This window comes from Caballeronia calidae (genome assembly GCF_900044055.2).
GTDB classification, from domain to species: domain Bacteria; phylum Pseudomonadota; class Gammaproteobacteria; order Burkholderiales; family Burkholderiaceae; genus Caballeronia; species Caballeronia calidae.
In genome coordinates this window covers 168,254-191,505 of the sequence record NZ_FCOX02000005.1, presented here as the reverse complement: position 1 = coordinate 191,505, position 23,252 = coordinate 168,254, and the positions used below count along the sequence as shown (strand labels likewise).

Annotated in this window: 22 protein-coding genes; 10 read left to right on the top strand and 12 right to left on the bottom strand. The window is 64.9% G+C overall.

All coding sequences use genetic code 11. From position 1 onward, the window contains the following. Positions 1 to 62: 62 nt before the first annotated feature. Positions 63 to 839, bottom strand: coding sequence for a hypothetical protein (locus AWB78_RS07675; protein WP_062603819.1), 777 nt, complete (start codon positions 837 to 839; stop codon positions 63 to 65). Positions 840 to 1,392: 553 nt separating this feature from the next. Further along, positions 1,393 to 1,815: a hypothetical protein gene (locus AWB78_RS07670; protein ID WP_062603817.1), complete on the bottom strand. Its 423-nt coding sequence runs from the start codon at positions 1,813 to 1,815 to the stop codon at positions 1,393 to 1,395. Positions 1,816 to 2,118: 303 nt separating this feature from the next. Here AWB78_RS07670 and AWB78_RS07665 point away from each other — a divergent pair, with 303 nt between their 5' ends. Continuing rightward, positions 2,119 to 3,372 carry an EAL domain-containing protein gene (locus AWB78_RS07665; protein WP_232477633.1) on the top strand — a complete coding sequence of 418 codons (1,254 nt, stop codon included), beginning with the start codon at positions 2,119 to 2,121 and terminating at the stop codon, positions 3,370 to 3,372. A gap of 3 nt (positions 3,373 to 3,375) precedes the next feature. Here the strand turns inward: AWB78_RS07665 and pip are convergent, their stop codons facing one another. Continuing rightward, positions 3,376 to 4,365: a prolyl aminopeptidase gene (pip, locus tag AWB78_RS07660; protein WP_062603815.1), complete on the bottom strand. Its 990-nt coding sequence runs from the start codon at positions 4,363 to 4,365 to the stop codon at positions 3,376 to 3,378. Between the two features lie 137 nt (positions 4,366 to 4,502). On the opposite strand from pip, the gene AWB78_RS07655 reads away from it, so the two are divergent. Further along, positions 4,503 to 5,216 (top strand): lysophospholipid acyltransferase family protein, encoded by a 714-nt coding sequence (locus AWB78_RS07655; protein WP_062603813.1) that lies wholly within the window; start codon positions 4,503 to 4,505, stop codon positions 5,214 to 5,216. Positions 5,217 to 5,223: 7 nt separating this feature from the next. Here the strand turns inward: AWB78_RS07655 and AWB78_RS07650 are convergent, their stop codons facing one another. Beyond that, positions 5,224 to 5,592 (bottom strand): response regulator, encoded by a 369-nt coding sequence (locus tag AWB78_RS07650; RefSeq protein WP_063958951.1) that lies wholly within the window; start codon positions 5,590 to 5,592, stop codon positions 5,224 to 5,226. A gap of 192 nt (positions 5,593 to 5,784) precedes the next feature. Beyond that, entirely contained in the window at positions 5,785 to 6,723 is a 939-nt protein-coding gene (pcaQ, locus tag AWB78_RS07645; RefSeq protein WP_062603809.1) for a pca operon transcription factor PcaQ, read from the bottom strand. Between the two features lie 115 nt (positions 6,724 to 6,838). Here pcaQ and pcaH point away from each other — a divergent pair, with 115 nt between their 5' ends. The 3 genes from pcaH (at position 6,839) to AWB78_RS07630 (ending at position 8,558) form a co-directional block, all read left to right on the top strand. After that, positions 6,839 to 7,540 (top strand): protocatechuate 3,4-dioxygenase subunit beta, encoded by a 702-nt coding sequence (gene pcaH / locus AWB78_RS07640; RefSeq protein ID WP_062603807.1) that lies wholly within the window; start codon positions 6,839 to 6,841, stop codon positions 7,538 to 7,540. Between the two features lie 6 nt (positions 7,541 to 7,546). After that, positions 7,547 to 8,155, top strand: coding sequence for a protocatechuate 3,4-dioxygenase subunit alpha (gene pcaG, locus AWB78_RS07635; protein ID WP_062603805.1), 609 nt, complete (start codon positions 7,547 to 7,549; stop codon positions 8,153 to 8,155). A gap of 97 nt (positions 8,156 to 8,252) precedes the next feature. Beyond that, a complete protein-coding gene (locus AWB78_RS07630) occupies positions 8,253 to 8,558 on the top strand; it encodes a DUF2288 domain-containing protein (protein WP_062603803.1) in 306 nt (101 codons plus the stop codon). A 22-nt stretch (positions 8,559 to 8,580) separates the two neighbouring features. Here AWB78_RS07630 and AWB78_RS07625 read toward each other — a convergent pair whose 3' ends face one another. After that, positions 8,581 to 9,663, bottom strand: a complete 1,083-nt coding sequence (locus AWB78_RS07625) for an AI-2E family transporter (protein ID WP_062604016.1) — start codon at positions 9,661 to 9,663, stop codon at positions 8,581 to 8,583. Positions 9,664 to 9,834: 171 nt separating this feature from the next. On the opposite strand from AWB78_RS07625, the gene AWB78_RS07620 reads away from it, so the two are divergent. Further along, positions 9,835 to 10,359 (top strand): OmpA family protein, encoded by a 525-nt coding sequence (locus AWB78_RS07620; RefSeq protein ID WP_062603802.1) that lies wholly within the window; start codon positions 9,835 to 9,837, stop codon positions 10,357 to 10,359. Here the strand turns inward: AWB78_RS07620 and AWB78_RS07615 are convergent. From AWB78_RS07615 to AWB78_RS07605, 3 genes are read right to left on the bottom strand one after another with little or no spacing between them, the layout of a single operon-like run. Then, on the bottom strand, positions 10,356 to 12,353 hold the full coding sequence (locus AWB78_RS07615; protein ID WP_062603800.1) for an acetyl/propionyl/methylcrotonyl-CoA carboxylase subunit alpha: 1,998 nt from the start codon (positions 12,351 to 12,353) through the stop codon (positions 10,356 to 10,358). The two genes, AWB78_RS07620 and AWB78_RS07615, sit on opposite strands and share 4 nt — an antisense overlap. 13 nt (positions 12,354 to 12,366) lie before the next feature. Continuing rightward, positions 12,367 to 13,974 (bottom strand): carboxyl transferase domain-containing protein, encoded by a 1,608-nt coding sequence (locus AWB78_RS07610; protein WP_062603799.1) that lies wholly within the window; start codon positions 13,972 to 13,974, stop codon positions 12,367 to 12,369. A gap of 10 nt (positions 13,975 to 13,984) precedes the next feature. Next, on the bottom strand, positions 13,985 to 15,166 hold the full coding sequence (locus AWB78_RS07605; RefSeq protein WP_062603797.1) for an isovaleryl-CoA dehydrogenase: 1,182 nt from the start codon (positions 15,164 to 15,166) through the stop codon (positions 13,985 to 13,987). Between the two features lie 162 nt (positions 15,167 to 15,328). Between AWB78_RS07605 and AWB78_RS07600 the strand changes: the two genes are divergently transcribed. Then, on the top strand, positions 15,329 to 16,051 hold the full coding sequence (locus AWB78_RS07600; protein ID WP_062603796.1) for a TetR/AcrR family transcriptional regulator: 723 nt from the start codon (positions 15,329 to 15,331) through the stop codon (positions 16,049 to 16,051). Positions 16,052 to 16,058: 7 nt separating this feature from the next. Here AWB78_RS07600 and AWB78_RS07595 read toward each other — a convergent pair whose 3' ends face one another. The 3 genes from AWB78_RS07595 to AWB78_RS07585 all read right to left on the bottom strand — a co-directional run bounded on the left by AWB78_RS07595 (position 16,059) and on the right by AWB78_RS07585 (position 19,252). Beyond that, complete coding sequence (locus AWB78_RS07595; RefSeq protein WP_062604014.1) at positions 16,059 to 16,955, bottom strand: ferritin-like domain-containing protein; 897 nt, start codon at positions 16,953 to 16,955, stop codon at positions 16,059 to 16,061. 85 nt (positions 16,956 to 17,040) lie between these two features. Next, the gene (locus AWB78_RS07590; RefSeq protein WP_062603794.1) at positions 17,041 to 18,453 is read right to left on the bottom strand and encodes an MFS transporter; all 1,413 of its coding nucleotides are present in this window, start codon (positions 18,451 to 18,453) and stop codon (positions 17,041 to 17,043) included. A 112-nt stretch (positions 18,454 to 18,565) separates the two neighbouring features. Further along, positions 18,566 to 19,252: a TetR/AcrR family transcriptional regulator gene (locus AWB78_RS07585; RefSeq protein ID WP_062603791.1), complete on the bottom strand. Its 687-nt coding sequence runs from the start codon at positions 19,250 to 19,252 to the stop codon at positions 18,566 to 18,568. Between the two features lie 139 nt (positions 19,253 to 19,391). On the opposite strand from AWB78_RS07585, the gene AWB78_RS07580 reads away from it, so the two are divergent. The 3 genes from AWB78_RS07580 (at position 19,392) to AWB78_RS07570 (ending at position 23,243) form a co-directional block, all read left to right on the top strand. Next, positions 19,392 to 20,918, top strand: a complete 1,527-nt coding sequence (locus AWB78_RS07580) for an MDR family MFS transporter (RefSeq protein WP_198399234.1) — start codon at positions 19,392 to 19,394, stop codon at positions 20,916 to 20,918. Positions 20,919 to 21,111: 193 nt separating this feature from the next. Further along, on the top strand, positions 21,112 to 21,906 hold the full coding sequence (locus tag AWB78_RS07575) for an ABC transporter substrate-binding protein (RefSeq protein ID WP_062603789.1): 795 nt from the start codon (positions 21,112 to 21,114) through the stop codon (positions 21,904 to 21,906). A 221-nt stretch (positions 21,907 to 22,127) separates the two neighbouring features. Next, a complete protein-coding gene (locus AWB78_RS07570) occupies positions 22,128 to 23,243 on the top strand; it encodes a succinylglutamate desuccinylase/aspartoacylase family protein (RefSeq protein WP_062604010.1) in 1,116 nt (371 codons plus the stop codon). The last annotated feature ends 9 nt before the right edge of the window (positions 23,244 to 23,252 follow it).

Here is a 23,252-nt window from a genome sequence, read left to right as displayed (position 1 = left end):
CCAACCGGACCGCGGAGCGGTCCGGTTTATCGCTATTACCTTCCTGACGTTCGTGCCTTTTTTTATCTGCCGTAGGCCATCAGCGGAGCCTCCGGGCATCGTACCGGTTCCCAGTCAAAAGATAAATCTACAGAATGCAAATCGATATCCGGGTGGTGAGTATTCACCATGTAGTTGAACAGCGGATGACGGGCTTCTTCCCAGCGCTGGCGCGCCGCGGCGACATCCTTCGCCAGCACGCGATGCGGCAGGCCGCCCACGTGGGACATCGGCAGGAATTCGTTGACGCCAAAAACATCCTTGAAGAGCATCGCCTCGTACTCCCGATCCAGCGGCGTGCGCGCCGTGATCACCATGTAATCGATCTCGTGCAGCTCGCAGAACATCCACAGCGCCTTGCACAGCGCCACTTTCACCACGCGCCCCACCATGCCGCCCGCGACGCCGAGACGCGTCGCTTCCGCGAGGCGGCTCGTCCCGAGATGATCCGGCAGACGCACCGACTGCTCCACCGCGAGGGGGGCATACGCATTGGTCTGAATACGCATGGTGCCGAGCGGTGCGCCGTCGAGCTTGGATTCCGCCAGCAGCACGGCGGTGCCGCGATCGCGGTCGGAGGACTCGATCGTCATCGTTTCGGCGAATTCGGGCAGATGCCGCCCATAGGCCGAACGTCTGATGCTCACGGCTTTTTGCAGTCCCGCATCATCGCGGACGATACGGATAGTAAACGGCATGCGCTCGGATTTCTGAAGCGCGGGCACGACCGTGAGCGTTGGGCGGATCGCCGATTCGGATTGGTTAGCGGCGGCACTGTTGGCAAGGTTCAGACGTTCCATTTGTAAACCCCATTTTTTCTTGGCGATTGGAAAGGGCCGCGCGTAAAGGAGATTTATTGGTTGGTTCCTTTACACGGGCGTATCGAGCCTCTCACGAAGACCAATAGCGGGGTGCGCGCTTGCCGCTGTTCCACAGCAAAATTCAGGCTAAAGCAGTGGAAGAAAGCTTCTAATCGGCGAAACCGCTCGCCGGGTAGTCGCCGCACAACCAATATATGCATATGTCCTACAGGAATATGCGAGCCCGATCAGGGTAATGAAACGAGGGCGAGCAGCCACCCATCGACGCGAGAGGCAATCCAGAGAATAACGTTCGCCGAAGCGGCGCGGAGCATCGCGTAAACGTTGGAAAACGCAGAAAAAAAAGGAGTCGGTAACGTTTGCTTACATGCGGCATTCGCAGAATCTGTGAATGCGAAACCGCAAAATCTGGGATTCGAGCGCCTGCCGGCGGCCAAATGAAAAACGGGCGTCCTTGCGAAAGGAAGCGCCCGCGCTAACACGACATAATCATGTCGGCCGTGTGAAATCGCCGGAGCGAATTAAAAATTAATCAGTCGTCGTCGTCGAGCCAGGGGATATCGACGTCGGTGATGAATGCCACCATCGCGAGCGGCCGCCCTTCCTGCCGTCCGATATTGCCGTCCGCGCGCTGCCATTCGCAGCGGAAAATCGTGGCCGGCGTATCCGCGAGCAGGGTGATCGTGCGAATCTCGTCCGGATCGTTCTCTTCGACCGGCCCGTCGAGCGACACGAGCAACTGCTGCGGCCACACGCCGTCGGCGGGATCGTAGATCTTGTCGCCGTCGTGAATGACGACGTGCGCCTCGACGCCGATCGTCGCGGATGCCTCCACGATCATCTTGCCCAGTGCGCGCAGCACCGCCGTGGCGCGCCCCGAGTTGGCCTGACGGATCGCGAGATCGCCGCGCGTCAGCGCCTGCTCGAGCTTGGGATTGGTTTTCTGTTGCGCCATCTATCTCTCTCACTTGGTTCGTTGCATCGTTCGACGAGCCGGGTCCAGCCTAACTTGTACCAGATCGCAGCCTCCTCGCAACAACAAAGATAGATCGTGCGGGCGGCGGCAGCAAACCGGACGACGCCGAACGGCTCTCGACGTATGGACGAGCGGGCCGCTCAAGTTTGCGCACGATCGGCCGATATTGTGCTCATTCCCACCGAAACGTGTGACTGCCGTGCCGTTCCTCGACCTCTGTCCTCTTGGCGTTCGTCTGCCGGCGCGCGCTTTCCGTACGCCGACTCCGGGCGCCGCGCAGGCGTGCCCGGCCGCCGCCTGAACGTGCTGAGCGGACGCCCGGACATCGTCGACGGCATCGCGCTGCGCACGCATCTGCAGCCGATCTTCAGCCTGCCGCATCAGCGCGAAGTGGGCTACGAGGCGCTGTTGCGCGGCGACGCGGGCGGCGATGCGCTCGTCGGCGCGTTCGATCTCTTCGGACGCGCGATCGTCGCGGGCACGCTCACCGAGCTCGACCGCATGAGCCACCTCACGCATCTGAGGAACGCGGCGCCGATGCTGCCCGCCGCGCACTGGCTCTTCCTCAACGTCAATCCCGCGACCTTCATCGATCCCGGCTACGCCGCGCGGCTCGCCTCGGCCGCGCGCGAAGCCGGCCTCGCGCCCGAGCGGCTCGTGATCGAAGTGCTCGAATCCGGCGGCACGGACGTCGACGATCTGGCGCGCGCGACGCATGCGTTCCGCGCGCAGGGCTTTCTCGTCGCCGTCGACGATTTCGGCGCGGGGCATTCCAACATCGACCGGCTGCTCACGCTGAAGCCGGACATCGTCAAGCTCGACCGCAGCCTCGTGCGCGCCGGCAGCACGCCGCCGCGCGCCCCCATGCGCGACGCGCTGATGCCGAAGCTCGTCGATCTTCTGCACGAATCGGGCATGTTCGTGGTCGCGGAAGGCATCGAGACAGGCGACGATCTGATGCTCGCGGCGCGCTCGAATGTCGATTTCGTGCAGGGCTATCTGTTCGGCATGCCGTCGGCGCAGCTTGCCGGGCGCGGCACCGCGACGCCGCTCTTCGAAGACGTGTTCGACGCGCTCGCGCGGATGCGCCGCACCGAGCGCCTCGCGAGCGATCTGCTCCTGATGCCTTATCGCTCGAACCTGACGCAGGCCGCGAGGCGCTTCGCGTCGGGCGCGACGACCGAAGCCACGTGCGCCGATCTGCTCGCGCTGCCCTGCACGCTCAGTTGCTTCTTCCTCGACGCGGGCGGCCGCGAGTTCATGCCGGGCCTCGCGGGCGCCGCCGCGAAAGCGCCCAGCGAACGGTTCGCGCCGATCGCGGACCCGTCGGCCGGGCGCTGGGACAATCGCCCGTATTTCGTCGATGCCTACGCGAAGCCGCAGCAGGTGATCACGAGCGCGCCGTATCTTTCGGTGACGGGCACGTCGCTTTGCGTGACGCTCACGATCGCCACGCAGCGCGCGGCCAGGCCCGTCGTGATCGGCATGGATCTCGACTGGCGCAGGCTGATCGAAGCGGCGCCCGCGATCTTCTGAGCGTCAGGCGGTCGCGGTTCTCGTCTGCGTGATCACGTTCGCGAGCGCCGCCGCGCCCGCGCGCAATGCCGCGAGATTGCCCGGCTCGAACGTCCAGTGCCCCGACGCATCCGCGACGGCCAGCTCCGCGCCGGGCCAGCGCGCGGCGAGTTCGAGCGCCTGATCGGCCGGGCAGACCATGTCGAAGCGGCCATGCACGATCCGGCAAGGCAGATGCGCGATGCGCGCGACGAGCGGCAGGAGCGGCATCGGCGGCAGCTCGTTCGCCATGTAGTGACGCTCGAGCAGCGCCATCGAGATCGCCGCCGCGTTCGCTTCCGCGCTCGGGCGCTTCTCTGCTTCCGCGGGCTCCTTCTCCGGCTTGTTGACGACGGAGAGCGTCGTTTCGTATTGCGTCCACGCGCGCGCGAGCCGCGTGCCCGCCTCGTCGAAGCGCGCGAGCGGCGCCTCGGTCATGCGCAGAATGTCCTGCGCGTTCACCGGACGCTTGCCGCAGGCCGCTTCGATCGCATCGAGAAACGCGCGGTGCGCCTCGGGGAACACGCGGCGCACGTCCCAGAGAAACCAGTCGATGTCCTCGCGCCGCGCGAGAAACACGCCGCGCAGCAGAAAGCCCGTGCAGCGCTCCGGATGCGCGACGCCGTACGCGAGGCCGAGCGTCGTGCCCCACGAGCCGCCGAAGATCGCCCATTGCTCGATATTCAACGCGACGCGCAGCTTTTCCATATCGCCGACGAGCGCATCGATGCCGTTGTGCTCCAGCTTGCCGAAGGGCTTCGACTTGCCGCAGCCGCGTTGATCGAAGAACACGACGCGCCACTTGCCCTCTTCCAGCACGTCCGCCCACTTCACGTTCATCGCGCCGCCGGGGCCGCCGTGCACGACGAGCATCGCGGGCGCGTCGTGCGGTCCCTGCGCGCGCCAGTAGATCGAGTGACCGTCGCCCACGTCGAGCATGCCTTCGTCGAATTGCACCGGCGATTGATTGTCCATTGCTCCATCCTTGCTGAATGTGTTTCGTCGGGCTCCATTGTTGCATCGCTTCGATGACACCGCATGATGCGCCGCCCCGATACGCTATGCTTGCGGCTTCCTTCCGTCGTCACCCCTCTGTCATTCAGCGAATCCCGATGCGCAGCACCCTCGTCAAGTGGCTCTTTGCAACCTATCTGCTCGGCAGCGGCACCGTCTGGTCGATCCTGATCCTGCCGCTCTTTCCGTTCGTCGGCCGCAACGGGCGCTACCGGCTCGCGAAGCTCTGGTGCCGCGCGATGGTCGCGATGATGCGCGCGATCACCGGCGTCACGTGCTCGATCGAAGGGCTGGAGCATTTGCCCGACGGACCGTGCATCATCCTGTCGCGGCACGAATCGACGTGGGAAACCCTCTCGTTCATGGCGCTTTTTCCGCGCCGCATCAGCTTCGTGTTCAAGCACGAGCTCATGAACATTCCGTTCTTCGGCTGGGTGCTGCGCGGCCTCGACATGGTGAGCCTCGACCGCGGCTCGATCCGTCAGGCGCACACCGCCGTGACGCGCGAGTGCGCGGCGCGACTGAAGAAAGGCGATTCGGTGGTCATTTTTCCGGAAGGCACGCGCGTCGCGCACGATGCGCCGCTCAAGCTCGCGTCGGGCGGCGTGCGCCTCGCCTGCGCGACGAAGGTGCCGGTCGTGCCCGTCGTGCACGATGCGGGCAAGGTGTGGCCCGCGAAGGGCTGGCCGGATCGTGGTGGACATATCCGCGTGATCGTCACGCCGTGCCTGCCGCTCGACTGCGAGATTCCGCAGGAGTTGAACCAGCTCGCGCAGACGCAGATGGACGAGGCGCTGGCCGAATTGCGCTAGACGCGGGTCAGTAGAGCGGCTTCTTTTTCGCGGCGCACAAGCGATTCACCGCCGCGATCAGCGTCCCCATATCGACGGGCTTGCGCAGGTAGCCGTCATAGCTCACGAACGCGGGCGGATTCGGATGCCCGGAAATCATCAGGAAAGGAATGTGCGCGAGCGCCGCGTCGTTCTTCATCGTCTGGCAGAGCAGCGCGCCGCCCAGGCCCGGCATCATCCAGTCGGACACGACGATGTCCACCCGCTGCTCGCCGAGTATCGATAACGCTCCGTTGCCGTCGAACGCGCATAAGACATTGCAATCCTCGCCTTGCATGCAGAGGGTCCAGGCTTCGATGGTGGCGCGGTCGTCGTCGACGAGCAGTACGGTCTTCATTATTGGGATGCGGCGCGTCTGTTGCGGGAAACGTCCAGGACAACGGCTGCGAACGACCTCGTATGTGACCGCCGCTGCACGCGTTTGTTGCAGTCACTTCGTTCACGCCATTTTCGTCATAGTATTTCTTCCGCGCGAAATCTGCGCGGTAAATGCTCCTTCAGCAACTTGCGCGCCGCTCGCGCCCACCGGTCATTTGCGCCCGGCGCGCGAACGGCCGGCTTCGCGCAGCGCGTCGACGAGCGTTTCCTCGACCGGCGTGCGCGCCGCGTCGTTGCGGCGAATCAGGCCGATGGGCTCGTCGGTGCCCGCGAAGGGCATCGGCAGCGCGGTGAGCAGCCCGAGCGCGATGTCCTGCTCGACCGCGCCCGCGGGCACGAACCACACGGCGTCGTTGTTCATCGCGAGCGAGCGCCCGAGCGACACCGACAAGGTCTCCACGAGCGCCGTCAACGCATGCGCGCCGAACGCGGTCAGCACGCTTTCAGCCGACTGACGAATCAGCGTGCCGAACGGCGGCACCACGATCACGAAGCGCGCGAGCAGCGCGGGCGTGAGCGGCGTCTCCAGGGTCAACGGATGCTCGCGCCGCACGACCACCGCGAGCGGCTCGCGATAGATCTGCTCGAAAGAAAGCCCGTGCATCGCTTCGGGCTCGGACAGCCGCCCGACCACGAGATCGACATCGCCCGCCTTCAGCTTCTCCAGCAGGAGCGCGTTCGAATCGGTCCACACGGAAAGCGACACTGCCGGCCACTGCTGCCGGAACGACGTCAGCGCGGGCGACAGCAGCACGGGCGCCACCGTCGGGAGAATGCCGACCGCAATGGATCCGGGCATGTCGCCGCGCTCGCGCAGCAACATATCGACGCCTTCCCGCAACGACGCCACGCACGCGCTGGCGTGCGGCGCGAACAGCCGGCCTTCGCGCGTGGGCACCGCGCCGCGCCGCCCGCGCTCGAACAGACGCACGCCTAGAATGGATTCGAGCTCGCCGATCGTTTTCGACACCGCGGGCTGCGTGATCGACAAGCTGTCGGCGGCGCGCTGCACGCTGCCGAGCTGCGTGACGGCCAGAAAACACTGCAGATGCCGGAACTTGACGCGGGTGTTGGTGAAGTCGGTATCCATGACGATCCGTTATGCAAGATGGCACGAAACATCATTTTCCATAACTTGCGTCGTTCTATAAAGTAGCCGTCAGAAACATCCTATTCAACTTCCACAAATACAGGAGACAGTCGACATGACCTCCCCCATCCTCACACCGCGCGATTGGGAATCCCATCCCGCGTATCTGTCGCCGGGCTACAAGTCGTCGATCCTGCGCAGCCCCGGCTTGCCGCTGATTCCGCTGAAGGAAAACCTGCGCAACCGCCGCGTGCCGGTCTACGGTGCTGACGATCTGGGCGTGCTCGACAACGACCTCACCCGCAATGCCGCGAAGAACGGCGATCCGCTCGGCGAGCGCATCATCGTGACGGGCCGCGTGCTCGACGAGGGCGGCCGTCCGGTGCGCAACACGCTCGTGGAAGTGTGGCAGGCGAACGCCGCCGGCCGCTATGTGCACAAGGCGGACCAGCACGATGCGCCGCTCGACCCGAACTTCCTCGGCGCGGGCCGCTGCCTGACCGACGACGAAGGCCGCTACCGCTTCATGACGATCAAGCCGGGCGCGTATCCGTGGGGCAATCACCCGAACGCGTGGCGTCCGCAGCATATCCACTTCTCGCTCTTCGGCGAATATTTCGGCTCGCGTCTCGTCACGCAGATGTACTTCCCCGGCGATCCGCTGCTCGATCTCGATCCGATCTACCAGGGCATTCCGGAGCACGCACGCCAGCGTCTGGTGTCGTCCTTCTCGATCGACACGACGCAGGAAAACTATGCGCTCGGCTACGAATTCAACATCGTGCTGCGCGGCCCGGACCAAACGCCGACGGAGTAATCGAACATGACCACGCTGAAACAGACCCCCTCGCAGACCGTCGGACCGTACTTCGCTTACGGCCTCGTGCCGGAGCAGTACAACTTCGACCTGAAGAGCCTTTTCACCGCATCGGCGGCGGACCGCGAAGTGCCGGGCGAGCATATCTCCGTCGTCGGCAACGTGTACGACGCCGAAGGCAAGCCCGTCAACGACGCGCTGATCGAAATCGCCCAGGCCGACGCAAACGGCCGCTACGTGCAGACCGTGCAGGAAGCGCGCGAATCGGGCTTCCGTGGCTTCGCGCGCTGCGGCACGGGCACGGACCCGAAACTGCGCTTCATCTTCGACACGGTGAAGCCCGGCGCCACCGACGACGACACCGCGCCGCACCTCGACGTCATCGTGCTGATGCGCGGCATGCTGCTGCACGCGTACACGCGCATCTACTTCGAGGACGAAACCGAAGCCAACGCGAAGGACACCGTGCTGCAAAGCGTGCCGGCGGAGCGCCGTCAAACGCTGATCGCGAAGCGCGAAGCGGGCGCGTCGGCCAAGCCGGGTTCGTCGGGCGCGATCTATCGCTTCGACATCCATCTGCGCGGCCCGAACGAGACGATTTTCTTCGACCTGTAAGGGTTGTCGCGCGTCTCGCAACGGTCGACTGAAACGAAGGCGTCCGGCACTGCGCTATAGTGTCGGACGCCTTTCGTTTTTTTCTCCGCTTCTTCTCATGTCCGACGCTCCCACGCCCAGCCCGCTCTACGTCAAGCTCCTCGGTGAAACCGCCCAGATCGGCTGGTCCGAGCTGGAACGCTTTTTCGCTCAAGGCAAGCTCATCTGGGTGAAGGGCGATCTCGATCTCGTGAGCGTTGCCGAAAGCCTCGCCAGCGACGACACGCAACAGGTCACGCAATGGCTTTCCGCCGGCTTGATCGAACGCATGCAGGCCGAAACCGCGACCGATCTCGCCGCGCGCGATCCGGAACTGTGGGCGGTCGTCCTGTCGCCGTGGGTGTGCGTGCAGGAACGCCGCTGATCCGGGCGGCGTTATCGTCGCTTCAATCCCGCACCCATTCCACCCACAGCACGACGAGAATCGTCATCAGCGCCGGGCCGATGAAAAGCCCGATGAGCCCAAACGTCTCCGCGCCACCGAGAATCCCGAACAGCACCAGCAAAAACGGCAGCCGCGTCGAGCCGCCGATCAACACCGGCCGCACGAAGTGCTCCGCCACGAACACGACGATCAATCCGAACGCTGCGACGCACGCCGCCGCGATCATCGCGCCCTGTGCGAGCAGCCATAGCGATGCGCCAAGAAAAACGATCGGCGCGCAGAACGGCAGCATCGCCGCGACGGCGGTCAGCATGCCGAGCAGCGACGCGTGCGGCACGCCCGTCACCGCATACGCAACGCCGAGCAGCGCGCCCTCGCCGAGCCCCACGACGACGAGTCCGACCACGGTGCACCGCACCGATTCGGCCATGCGCCGCACGAGCGCGGCACCGTCCGAGCCGAACGCGCGACGCGAGCCCATGAGCAGTTGCTCGCCGAGCCGCGAGCCCGCCAGGAACACGAAGAAGAGCGTCATCAGCATGAAGCCGAACTCCACGAGGCCATGCACCACGCGCCCGCCGAAATGCCGCGTCATCGCGACGACCGTCGCGCTGTGCAGATTCTTCACCGCGGGCGAGGATTCGAGCGGCGTCGAAAGATTCGCCTGCCACCAGCGCGCGATTTGCTGCAAGCTCGTCGGCAGATGCTCGATGAACGCGGGCATCGGAACGCCCGTGCGCAGCACCTCGTGGATCCAGCCGAGCATGTCGTGCGCTTCGGCCGCCGTCTGCGCCGCGACGATGAAAAACGGCACGACGAACAACAGCCCGATCGCCGCCGTCAACGTCACCGCGAGCAGGCTGTGACGCCGGCTGAAGACCGGCCTTCGTTCGAGCCAGCGGAACGCGGGCCACAATGCGATGGCGATCACGCTCGCCCACACGACGGCCGGAATGAACGTGCGCGCCGTGTACAGCGCGATCAGCACGAGCACCACGTGGAGCGTCGCGGAAGCCGTGCGCTGCATCTTGCGTGTGCGCGCGGCGGAGTCCGGTGTCGTGTCGTTGCGCGGCTGGATCTGCATGGGGGCATGAACCTCGTGATGATCGATGAGTCTGACGCCTGACGCGCCCGCCTGCATTGTAATCACGCACGAACCGTTCCACTCGATGCGCAGTCATGCATCGTTGTTTTACAGAAGGCACGTTTCGCCGTCCCTATAATCAGGGTTCGACATCGACGCAGAGATCTTGCAATGAAAGGGAAAGCTTCACGGGCAACGGCTCTGGCGTGCGTGTCGTTCACGCTGCTCGCCGGCTGTTCGTCCGGTCTCAACCGCTCGAAGGAAGAGCAGTTGAACGCGCAATACGGCATCACGATGTTGCCGGTGAATGGTGGCGTGGAGATGCGCCTGCCCGAGGCGCCGCTGTTCGATATCGATGCATCACGCATCCGCAGCGCTCATTCGCCGATGCTCGACCGGGCGGCCGAGATCCTCAAGCGCAGCATGCGGCCTATTCTCATCGAAGGCCACACGGACAACGATGGCACGCTGGCCTATAACCGCGCGCTGTCCGAGGCGCGCGCGAACGCCGTCGCGCAGGCGCTGATCGCGCGCGGCGTTCCCGCCGAGCGCATCACGACCAAAGGCATGGCGTATCTGAGGCCGATCGCCAGCAACGACACGGCGCAAGGCCGCGCGTTGAACCGGCGCGTGGAGATTCTCGTGCGCGCCGAGAGCGAAGAGACGCTGCTCGGCGCGCCGGCGAAGAAGCGTTAAGCGGCCTGCTCCACTTCGAGCACGAGCAACTGCGAGCCGTCGGCAACCTGATCGCCGACTTCGAACAGAATCTCGCCGATCTTGCCCGTGGCGGGCGCCACGATCGTGTGCTCCATCTTCATCGCTTCCATCACCATCAGCGGTGCGCCCTTTTCCACCGACGCGCCCGTCTCCACGAGCACCGCGATCACCTTGCCGGGCATCGGCGCGGTGAGACGCCCTTCGTGCTCGGCATCGCCCGCGTGGGCCATCAGGTTCTGCCACTCGAACTGGAACGCCGCGCCTTCGTGGAAGACGTGGAAGACGTCGCCATCGGTGAAGACGTGGCCTTTGATCAGCGCATCGTCGAGCTGGACCGCGAACGACGTCTCGCCGCTATGCGACCAGTCGAAGCGCCCGCTGTCCTCGTCGAGCCGCAAGCGCTTCTCGCCGTTCTTCGTGAAGACGACCTTCAACGCCTCGTCCGTATCGAGCGCGCGCCAGTTCAGATCCTGGCTATAGCCGCCCGCCATGCGCCAGTGCGACAGCGCATCCCACGGCGAAAAGCCATGCGCCTCGCCGCCCTCGCGCGTGAGCAGCGCCGCGCACGCGAGTGCGAGCGCCTTCTTGCGCGACACGTGTGTCGGCGCGAACAGCGCGTCGTGGTGACGCTCGATCAGGCCTGTGTCGAGATCGCCCGCGCTGAACGGCTCGCTCTTCACGATGCGCTGCAGGAACTCGACGTTGGTCGATAGCCCGACGATCTCGCATTCCGCGAGCGCGCGCGCCATGCGAGCGAGCGCATCGCGACGGTCGCGGCCATGCACGATCAGCTTCGCGATCATCGGATCGTAGAACGGCGTGATCGCATCGCCCTGACGCACGCCGCTGTCGACGCGCACGTCGCCGTCGATCGAAAACTCCACCGCGTGCGGCATGCGCAGATGCTTGAGCGTGCCCGTCGACGGCAGGAAGCCGCGCGACGGATTCTCCGCGTAGATGCGCGCCTCGATCGCGTGACCGGTCACCTTCAGCTCGTCCTGCTTCAAAGGCAAGGGCTCGCCCGCCGCCACGCGCAATTGCCATTCGACGAGATCGAGGCCGGTGACCATCTCCGTCACCGGATGCTCGACCTGCAGGCGCGTGTTCATCTCCATGAAGTAGAACTGGCCGTCCTGCGTCATGATGAACTCGACCGTGCCCGCGCCGACGTAATTCACCGCGCGCGCCGCCGCAACGGCGGCTTCGCCCATCGCGCGGCGGGTGGCGTCGTCGAGACCGGGCGCGGGCGCTTCTTCCAGCACCTTCTGATGCCGGCGCTGCACGGAGCAGTCGCGATCGAAGAGATAGACCGCGTTGCCGTGCTTGTCCGCGAACACCTGCACTTCGACGTGACGCGGACGCAGCAGATACTTTTCGATCAGCACGCGATCGTTGCCGAAGCTCGACGCCGCCTCGCGCTTGCATGACGCGAGCGCGGCCGCGAAATCCTCGCTCTTCTCGACGACGCGCATGCCCTTGCCGCCGCCGCCCGCGCTCGCTTTCAAGAGCACCGGATAGCCGATGCGGTCCGCCTCGCGCTGAAGCAGCGACGCATCCTGATCGTCGCCGTGATAGCCCGGCACGAGCGGCACGGACGCCGACTGCATCAGCGCCTTCGCGGCGGCTTTCGAGCCCATCGCGCTGATCGCCTCGACGGGCGGCCCGATGAACACGAGCCCCGCCTTCTCGCACGCGTTGGCGAAGTCCTCGTTCTCCGACAGAAAGCCGTAGCCGGGATGAATCGCCTGCGCGCCGGTTCGCTTCGCCGCATCGACGATGCGCTCGATGCGCAGATAACTTTCCGATGCCGCCGATCCGCCGACATGCACCGCTTCATCGCACACGGCGACGTGCTTGGCTTTGGCATCGGCGTCGGAATACACGGCGACGCTGCCGACGTTCAGGCGCTTCGCGGTCGCCGCCACGCGGCAGGCGATTTCGCCGCGGTTCGCAATCAGTATTTTGTTGAACATGGCTTCCCCGTGATTACATCCTGAAGACGCCGAAGCGTGTTTCTTCGATAGGCGCGTTCATCGTCGCGGCCAATCCAAGGCCCAAAACATCGCGCGTCTGCGCGGGATCGATCACGCCGTCGTCCCAGAGGCGCGCGCTCGCATAGTACGGATGCCCCTGCGCCTCGTACTGATCGCGGATTGGCGCCTTGAACGCTTCCTCTTCCTCCGCCGACCACGTGCCGCCCTTTTTCTCGATGCCGTCGCGCCGCACCGTCGCGAGCACGGATGCGGCCTGCTCGCCGCCCATCACCGAGATGCGCGCGTTCGGCCACATCCACAGGAAGCGCGGCGAATACGCGCGGCCGCACATGCCGTAATTGCCCGCGCCGAACGAACCGCCGATGATCACCGTGAACTTCGGCACCTTCGCCGTGGCCACTGCCGTCACCATCTTCGCGCCGTTGCGCGCGATGCCTTCGTTCTCGTACTTGCGCCCGACCATGAAGCCCGTGATGTTCTGCAGGAACACGAGCGGAATCTTGCGCTGTGCGCACAGTTCGATGAAGTGCGCGCCCTTCAGCGCCGACTCGGAAAACAGAATGCCGTTGTTCGCGACGATGCCGACCGGATGCCCCCAGATATGCGCGAAACCGCAGACGAGCGTGGTGCCGTAGCGCGCCTTGAACTCGTCGAAAGCGGAATCGTCGACGATGCGCGCGATGACTTCGCGCACGTCGAAGGGCTTGCGCGTATCGACGGGGATCACGCCGTAGACGCTCCGCGGGTCGTAGCGCGGCGGCTGCGGTTCCTTGAGCGCGAGCGTCGGCGTCTTCACGCGATTCAGATTGCCGACGATGCTGCGCGCGATGCCGAGCGCATGCGCGTCGTTTTGCGCGAGATGATCGGCGACGCCGGAAAGACGCGTATGCACGTCGCCGCCGCCCAGGTCTTCGGCGCTGACTTCTTCGCCCGTCGCCGCTTTCACCAGCGGCGGGCCGCCGAGAAAGATCGTGCCTTGATTCTTCACGATGATCGATTCATCGCTCATCGCGGGCACGTATGCGCCGCCCGCCGTGCACGAACCCATCACGACGGCGATCTGCGCGATGCCCTGCGCCGACAGATTGGCCTGGTTGTAGAAGATGCGGCCGAAGTGATCGCGGTCGGGGAACACGTCGTCCTGATTCGGCAGGTTCGCGCCGCCCGAATCGACCAGATACACGCACGGCAGGCGATTCTGCTCCGCGATTTCCTGCGCGCGCAGGTGCTTCTTCACGGTGACGGGATAGTACGTGCCGCCCTTCACGGTCGCGTCATTGCACACGACCACGCACTCCTGCCCCGCAATGCGCCCGATGCCCGTGATGATGCCCGCGCCCGGCGCGTCGTCGTCGTACATGCCGTACGCCGCCAGTTGCGAGAGTTCGAGAAACGGCGTGCCGGGATCGAGCAGTTGCGCGATCCGGTCACGAGGCAGCAGCTTGTTGCGCGACACGTGACGATCGCGCGCGGCCTGCCCGCCGCCTTCCGCGATCTTCGCGATCTTCTCTTTCAGGTCCGCGACGAGCGCTTCGAGCGCCTGCGCATTGGTGCGGAATTCCTCGCCGCGCGGATTCAGCTTCGATTCGATGATCGTCATGACGCGCGCCTCAGGCCGTTTCGGCAAAGAGTTCGCGGCCGATCAGCATGCGGCGGATCTCGCTCGTGCCCGCGCCGATCTCATAGAGCTTCGCGTCGCGCCACAGGCGGCCGACCGGATACTCGTTGATATAGCCGTTGCCGCCGAGCACCTGAATCGCTTCGCCGGCCATCCACGTCGCCTTTTCGGCGGTGTAGAGAATCACGCCCGCGCAGTCCTTGCGCACCTGCCGCACGTGATCGGAACCGAGCGTGTCGAGCTGACGGCCGACCGCATAGAGATACGCGCGGCACGCCTGCAGCGTCGAGTACATGTCGGCGACCTTGCCCTGGATGAGCTGGAATTCGCCGATGGCCTGACCGAACTGCTTGCGGTCGTGGATATACGGCACGACCGCGTCCATGCACGCGAGCATGATGCCCGTCGGGCCGCCCGCGAGCACGGCGCGTTCGTAGTCGAGGCCGCTCATCAGCACCTTCGTGCCGCCGTTCAACTGACCGAGAATGTTCTCCTTCGGCACTTCGACGTTCTCGAACACGAGCTCGCCGGTATGCGAGCCGCGCATGCCGAGCTTGTCCAGCTTCTGCGCGACGGAAAAACCCTTCATGCCCTTCTCGACGATGAACGCCGTGATGCCGCGCGGACCGGCTTCGATATCCGTCTTCGCATAAACGACGAGCGTGTCGCAGTCCGGGCCGTTGGTGATCCACATCTTCGTGCCGTTGAGCACGTAGTGATCGCCCTTCTCCTCGGCGCGCAGCTTCATGCTGACGACGTCCGAGCCCGCGTTCGGCTCGCTCATCGCCAGCGCGCCGATGTGTTCGCCGGACACGAGCTTCGGCAGATACTTGCGCTTCTGCGCTTCCGTGCCGTTGCGATGAATCTGGTTCACGCAGAGATTCGAATGCGCGCCGTACGACAAGCCCACTGACGCCGATGCGCGCGAAATCTCTTCCATCGCGACCATGTGCGCGGTGTAGCCCATGTTCGCGCCGCCGTATTCCTCGGAGACGGTCATGCCGAGCACGCCCAGATCGCCGAATTTCTTCCACAGGTCCATCGGGAACTGGTCGCTATGGTCGATTTCGCCCGCGCGCGGCGCGATTTCCTTCGCCGCGAAATTGGCGAGCGAATCGCGCAGCATGTCGATATCTTCGCCCAACGCGAAATTCAGGCCGGGTACGTTGCTCATGGGTCGTCTCCTCCAGATGCGATGTTTTGGGTGCACCCTGAAATTTGAGTTTTACTCACACAGGGCATCAAACCACGGAATGGGGCAATTTCACGCTCAAATCGTCTAGTCGTCAATAGATTTTTGAGCTACGCTCACATTTATTTCCGACGCCTTCCCGCCATGTCCACGCAAACCAGCACCAGCCGCCGTACGCCAGCGGGCATCAAATCGCAGCAGCGCGTGAAGGACATCCTGCAGGCAGGCCGCGACGTCTTCGCCGAAAAGGGCTACGACGCCGCCACGAGTGCGGAGATCGCGCAGCGCGCGGGCATTTCCGAAGCAACCGTATTCAGCTATTTCAGCGGCAAGCGCGAGCTGTGCGCCCGCGTGATCGCGGACTGGTACGACGAAATCATCGATGCCTTCGAAACCGGCCTGCCGCGCGACGGCTCCGTGCGCCAGCAGTTCGCGTTCATCGTCAGGACGCATATGCGGCTGATGCTGATGAATGGCACGGGGCTGTGCGCGCTGGTGCTGTCGGAAGGCCGCACGAAGCAGCATGATCTGTCGGACACGTTGACGGAATTGCAGCGCCGCTACACCGCGCCGCTGATGGACGTCCTCGCGCGCGGCCAGGCGCTCGGCCACGTGCGCGATGACGTGCCGCTGCGCCTCTTGCGCTCGCTCGTCTTCGGGCCGATGGAGCATGTGCTGTGGGACGCGACGCTCGCGAAGCGTCGCCTGAGTCAGACTCAGATCGAGACGACGGCGAACGAACTGGTGCACGTGCTGTGGGCGGCGCTGCAGCCGCCGAATGCGCAACTGGCGGCGCTCGCGCAGTTTCGCCAGGATGTCGAGGAAGCCGCGCGCCGTTTCGACGCGGCATCGAAACCGGCGGAGTGAAGCCGCCTTATTTCTTGACGAAGCGCAGCGCGAAACGCGCGAGTTTCGGCACGGTGACCGGACGCAGCAGACGCGCGTCGTAGCCGCCCATGCGGCGATCGTTTTCGGTGAGGCATAGTTCGATCAACGAGCGCACCGATACATCGCCCGCCACCGAGTCGCCCACATTCGCGGGGAAATTCGCGTCCTGCGCGGCGCCACTGTTGTCGAAGCCGCGCGCGAGCGAGATGCGGTCGCGGATCAGCGAGAACCAGACGCTCGCGGTCTTCGCCAGAAACCACGGCCTGCGATACCAAGGCAAGCTGCGCCGATACCACGCGACCCAGTTCGCGAAGAACAGAATGTGGCGCGCCTCTTCCTGAATCACCGGCTCGAAGGTTTCGACGAGTTCTTCAGGAAAATAGCCCGACTGCCGCGCCGCCTCGAAAAGACCGAACGCGAAGAAACTGTCGATGCATTCGCTGTAGCCCGTCAGCATCCATGCGCGCAGCGGATCGGCGGGCGCGGGATACGGCGGTTCCGGCGCGAGCGTGATGCCGTACGCCTCGACCAGCTTCGACAACACCAGCTTGTGCCGCGCTTCCTCGCCGCCGTTCATGCGCAGCGCCTCGCGCAACTGGGGATCGCCGACGGTGCCCGCGTAGGTCGCGACGCGAATTGACGCGCGGCCTTCCGTCTGCACCGCGATATCCCAGATGGGCAGGGACGTCACGCGCTTCAACGCGGCCGGGTCCAGCTTCGGCCAGTCGATGACGGCGGGCTTGTACGGGTTGTGCGTCGTCAGCAACATCTCGCAGAACATGCGCTTGTGCAGGTCCGAACCGATCGGAATTTTCCCCGTCGACCGGTACGTCCAGTTGCGCATCGCATGATCTGCTTCGACTGTGTTGAGCGTGTCGGACATATTCGAATTTCGGCCGCCGATTGTGTGCGTCCTGCGGATTCTGGCATACGGAATGCTGAATCGCATCATCGCGCGCATTTTTTCGCTAGTGCGAGATCTTCTCCAGCGCGAGATCGCGCGTTCTCGGCCCCATCGCGCCGATCGCGGCCATCACGATCAGCATCGCCGACGCGATGAACACGAACACGCCCGTCGTGCCGAAGCTCTTCAGCACGCCCGCGATGATGAACGACGTGAAAATCGCCGAGAAACGGCTCCACGAATACACGAAACCGACCGCGCGCGCCCGGATGCTCGTCGGAAAAAGTTCGGTCTGATAGGCGTGGTAGCTGTACGACATGATGTTCGCCGACAGCGTGAGGCCGACGCCCATCGCGATCAGAAAGGCCGCGTCGCCCGACTGGCTGAACGCGAGTCCGCAGACGATATTGACCGCCGCCATCGCGACGATAGCCGTCTTGCGCTCGATCTTGTCGGCGATGGCGAGCCCGATGATCGGCCCGACAGGCGCGGCGATCGCGATGATGCTCGAGTACATGAGGCTCGATGTCACCGTGATGCCCTGCTTGACGAGCAGCGTCGGCACCCAGTTCGCGAAGCCGTAGAAGCCGACCGTCTGAAAGACGTTGAAGATGATCATCATCAGCGCGCGTTTGCCGTAGGGCGGCTTCCACATGTCGGCGAAGGCGCCGCGGCCGTGCGCGGTTTCGACCGCGGCTTCGGGCGCCGGCAGCGGTTTGCCGTATTCGCGCGCCACTTTTTCTTCGAGCGCGGTCATCACGCGGTCGGCTTCGGCGAGGCGTCCTTTCTGCGCGAGCCAGCGCGGGCTTTCCGGCAGCGCGCGCCGAATCCACCAGACGAAAAGCGCGCCATGAGCGCCGATGATCACGACCCAGCGCCAGCCGTCGATGCCGAACGGCGCGCGCGGCACCAGCCGATACGCGAGGAACGCGACCACCGGCACGGCCATGAACCCGATGGCCTGTTCGCACGCGAACGCGCGCCCGCGAATATGCCTGGGCGCGAGCTCGGAGATATAGGTGCCGATCGTCACCAGTTCCACGCCGATGCCCACGCCGGCGACGAAGCGCCATAGGTTCAGGCCCGCCGCCGTGTGTTGGAACGCCATGACGAGGTTCGCGGCGGTGTACCACAGCAGCGAATACGTGAAGATCGCGCGGCGGCCGAAGCGGTCGGCGAGAAATCCGCAGGCGATCGTGCCGACGAACAGGCCCGCGAACAGCGACGCGATGAAGCTCGCGACGCCCGTCATGCCGAACAAACCCGTGGTGGTCGATGTGAGGATGCCGCTTTTGACGAGGCCCGGCGCGACGTAACCGGAATACAGCAGGTCGTAGAGCTCGAAGAAGAATCCGAGACTCAGGAGCACGATGAGCGTCCAGACGGAGCGCGTGGCCGGCAGCCGGTCGAGCCGGGCGGAAATGCTGCCGGCGGTGACGGGAAGCGCGTGTGCATGCGCCGCGTGGGGTGTTGCCATCGGGTTGTCTCCTCTTGGGGCGGTGCGCGGCGCCGCTTCGAACGGCGCAGGGCGCAGGGCGAGGGACGGATTTTAAACGGTTGGGTAATTACGATGATCCCGACCACCCTCCTTACGGCTGAATCCCGTTCATCAACAACGCCACGACGTGCCGGGCGAGCTGCTCCGAAGTCACCGCCCGATCTCCGACCGCGCGCCAGCGCGACGTCGCGAGCGGAAACACCGTCAGCCCGAACAGCGACGCGAACACGAGCGACGGCTCCAGCGCCGGATTCAGCTTGCCTTCCTTTTGCCAGCCGGCGATGCGCTCGATCGCGCGCTCCTTGTGCTCATCGCCGAAGCGCTCGGCCATGCGCTGCCGCAGCAGACCTCCCTCACTGACCATCTCGCGCACCCATAGCGCCGCGAACCACGGATTTTTCTCGACCGTCACGACGAGCGTCTCCACGAACGCGCGCAAGGTATCGACGGGCTCCGATTCCGGATCGTTGAACACGCGCGCGAGCTCGACGCGCAAAGGCGCGAAGCGCTCGTCGATCAGCATGTCGAGCAGCTGATCGCGCGTCTTGAAGTAGTAATGCACCATCGCCGGGGTGACGCCCGCCTCGCGCGCGATCGCGCCGAGCGTCGTCTCGCCGATGCCCTGCCGCGCAAACAGCTCCAGCGCGATATCCAGCAATTGCGCGCGCGCCTGCTCGCCGTGCGCCCCGCTCGGCCGGCCGGGCCGCCGCCCTGGCTTCTTCTGTGGCGCGGGGCCTTCGGACGCGCCCGCGCCCGGGTCCAACACATCGTTTGCCATATGGAAATTTGACTGGACTTTGTACGTCGCCTATATTAACTTTCGTGTTAATTAAATTCAATCCACGCGATTCGCGGCCCTTCCGCCGGTGACGAATCCAAACTTTTGCTCACGGCGCCCTCACGCCGTCTCAGCCGAAATGACATCTTTGCATCAAACCGCCGGCGCGGGCGCGAAAGCGTCCGACGAAACCGGCATCGCATCGAAACCGCCCGTCGGGCTGCTGTTCACGGCGCTGCTGCTCGTGATGCTGCTCGGCGCGCTCGATCAGACGATCGTGTCGACCGCGCTGCCGACCATCGTCGGCGAACTCGGCGGGCTCGACAATCTCTCGTGGGTCGTCACGTCCTACCTGCTCAGCTCGACCATCGTCGTGCCGCTCTATGGCAAGTTCGGCGATCAGTTCGGCCGCAAAATCGTGCTTCAGGCGTCGATCCTGATCTTTCTCGCCGGTTCGATCCTCTGCGGCGTCGCGCAGAACATGACGCAGCTGATCGCGCTGCGGGCGCTGCAAGGCCTCGGCGGCGGCGGGCTCATGGTCGTCACGATGGCCGCCATCGCCGACGTCATCCCGCCCGCCGAGCGCGGCCGCTTCCAGGGCCTCTTCGGCGGCGTGTACGGCCTCGCGACGGTCGTCGGTCCCCTGCTCGGCGGCTTTCTCGTCGAGCATCTGTCGTGGCGCTGGATTTTCTACATCAACCTGCCGCTCGGCGTGATCGCGCTCGCCGTGATCCAGCTCGTGTTCAAGCCGCACACCGCGCACGTCGATCATCGCGTGGACTACATGGGCGCGGGCTTTCTCGCGGCCGCGCTCACCTGCATCATTCTTTTCACGAGCGAAGGCGGCACGCTCCTGCCGTGGACCTCGCCGCAGCTCTGGTGCACGCTGTTGCTCGGACTCGTGTGCATCGGCGGCTTCGTCTACGAGGAACGGCTCGCCGCCGAGCCCATCATGCCGCTCTCGCTGTTCAAGGAGCGCACCTTCGTGCTGGCGGGGCTGATCGGCTTCATCGTCGGCTGCGCGCTGTTCGGCGCCGTCACCTTTCTGCCGCTCTATCTTCAGGTGGTGAAGGGCTCGACGCCCTCCGGCGCGGGCCTGCAGATCACGCCGATGATGGGCGGCGTGCTGCTCTCGTCGATCGTGAGCGGGCGCATCATCAGCAGGATCGGCAAGTATCGCTTCTTCCCGATCGCGGGCACGGCGCTCGTCGCCGTCGCGATGCTGCTGCTTTCCACGCTCAGCCTCGACACCCCGCTCGCGGTCATGAACGCCTACATGGCGCTGCTCGGCCTCGGGCTCGGCATGGTGATGCAGGTGCTCGTGCTCGCGGTGCAGAACGTCGTCGAATTCCGGCTGATGGGCGTGGCAACGTCCAGCGCGACGCTGTTCCGCTCGATCGGCGGCTCGGTCGGCGTGGCGGCGTTCGGCGCGATCTTTTCAAACAGCCTGCGCTCGCGTCTCGAAGCGCTCCTGCCGCCCGGCACCGAACTGCCGCAGTCGCTCGGGCCGCAGGCGGTCGCGCACCTGCCCCCCGCGCTGCGCGACGACTATCTGCATGCGTTCGCGGGCTCGATGCACACGGTCTATCTCGTCGCCGCGTGCGTCGCGTTCATCGCGTTCGCGCTGTCGTGGTTCCTGAAAGACCATCCGCTGAAGAAACGCTGAACGCGAGGAAACGCTCTAAAGCCCCTGCTATCGGGGCTTTTACTAGCACCCTAAAAATTTTGGCTTGGTAACCTTCTGCCGATTCTGCTCGGACACGATCCGCGGAATGCCATGCGCCGGCGCCCAACGACGCGCCGGACCACCGGATACGAGACCTTCCGGGCTGAACTGACCACCTTCTGGAGTTAAAACAGTGAAGAAACTGCTCGCGGCACTGACGATGTCCCTCCTCGCCGCCACGTCGCTCACGGCCGTGACGCCGGCGCTTGCCAAGGATTATTCGACGATCCGTTTCGGCGTCGACGCAAGCTATCCGCCGTTCGAGTCGAAGGGCTCCGACGGCAAGCTGGTCGGTTTCGACATCGATCTCGGCAATGAGATCTGCGCGCGCCTGAAGGCGAAGTGCGTGTGGATCGAAAACGACTTCGACGGCATGATCCCGGCGCTCAAGGCGAAGAAGTTCGACGGCGTGCTCTCGTCGATGTCGATGACCCCGCAACGCGCGGAGCAGATCGCCTTCTCGAGCAAGCTCTTCAACACGCCGACGCGCCTCGTCGCGAAAAAGGGCAGCAATATCCTGCCGACGGCCGAGAGCCTGAAGGGCAAGAACGTCGGCGTCGAACAGGGCACGATCCAGGAAACCTACGCGAAGACCTACTGGGCCGCGAAGGGCGTGACGGTCACGCCGTACCAGAACCAGGACCAGGTCTACGCCGACCTGATCTCGGGCCGTCTCGACGCCGCGCTGCAAGACGCGGTGCAGGCCGAACTCGGCTTCCTGAAGACGCCGCGCGGCGCGGGCTTCGACTTCGCCGGCCAGAACCTCGACGATCCGAAGACGCTCGGCAACGGCGCGGGCATCGGTCTGCGCAAGGAAGACACCGAGCTGAAGGCGAAGATCGACAAGGCGATCGCCGACATGATCAAGGACGGCACGTACAAGAAGATCGAGAAGAAGTATTTCGACTTCGACGTGTACGGCGGCTAAGCCACGCCCAGGCCTGACAGGCTGACGAAACGGGCTCCGCGCTCAAGGGCGCGGAGCCCGTTTCCTTTTCGGACGCCGGCCGCGCGCGGGCCTTCGGCCTCCCGCCGCGCCGATTTCGGCTAAGATCGAACGTCCGGTAGGACGCCGACGGAAGGAGACGCCGCGGCGCCCGGCAACTTCCAGAGAGGCAAGACCCGCGCATTCGCGTGCGCGCGACCAACATGCAAACCAGAACTCATTCCCTGATCTCGCCGACGCTCGGCACTTCCCGCACCATCACGAGCTTTCATTACGGCCCCGGCGGCGGCCAGAAGATCTATATCCAGTCCTCGCTGCACGCGGACGAACTGCCCGGCATGCTCGTCGCGTGGCGGCTGCGCCGTCATCTCGCCGAATTCGAAGCGGCGGGCAAGCTGCGCGGCGAAGTGGTCGTCGTGCCGGTGCCCAATCCGATCGGCCTGAACCAGAATCTTCACGGCAATCTGCTGGGACGCTTCGAAGCCAACAGCGGCGTCAACTTCAACCGCAATTTCTACGATCTCGCCGGGCTGATCGCGCCGCGCATCGAAGCGCGCCTCGGCGCCGAAAGCGACGCGAACAGGCTCGCCGTGCGTGCCGCGATGAAGGAAGCGCTCGACGAGCAGACGCCGCACACCGAGCTCGAATCGCTGCGCCTCGCGCTGCAAAAGCTGTCCTACGACGCCGATGTCGTGCTCGACCTGCACTGCGACCTCGACGCCGCGCTGCATCTCTACACCAATCCGGAAATCTGGGACGAAGTCGAGCCGCTCGCGCGCTACCTCGACGCGAAGGCATCGCTGCTCGCGCTGAATTCCGTCGGCAATCCGTTCGACGAAATCCACAGCTTCTGCTGGTCGGATCTGCGTCAGCGTTACGGCGAGCGTTTTCCGATCCCGAACGGCGGCCTCTCGGTGACGGTCGAGCTGCGCAGCCAGCACGATGTCTCCTACGAGCTCGCCGAACAGGACGCGCAGGCGATCGTCAACTATCTGATCCATCGCGGCGTGATCGATGCCGACGTGCCTTCGCTGCCGCCGCTCCGGTATCCGGCGACGCCGCTCGCGGGCGCCGAGCCGATCGTCGCTCCGGTGTCGGGCGTGCTCGTGTTCCGCGCGCAAGTGGGCGCGTTCATCGAAGCGGGCGCGCCGATCGCGGACGTGATCGATCCGATCACGGACACCGTCACGACGCTCAAATGCACGACGTCCGGCGTGATGTACGCGCGGCATATCACGCGCTTCGCGACCGCCGGGCTGGAAGTGGCGCGCATCGCGGGCGCGAAGGCTTATCGCACGGGGTCGTTGCTGTCGGCCTGAGCGCGTTTG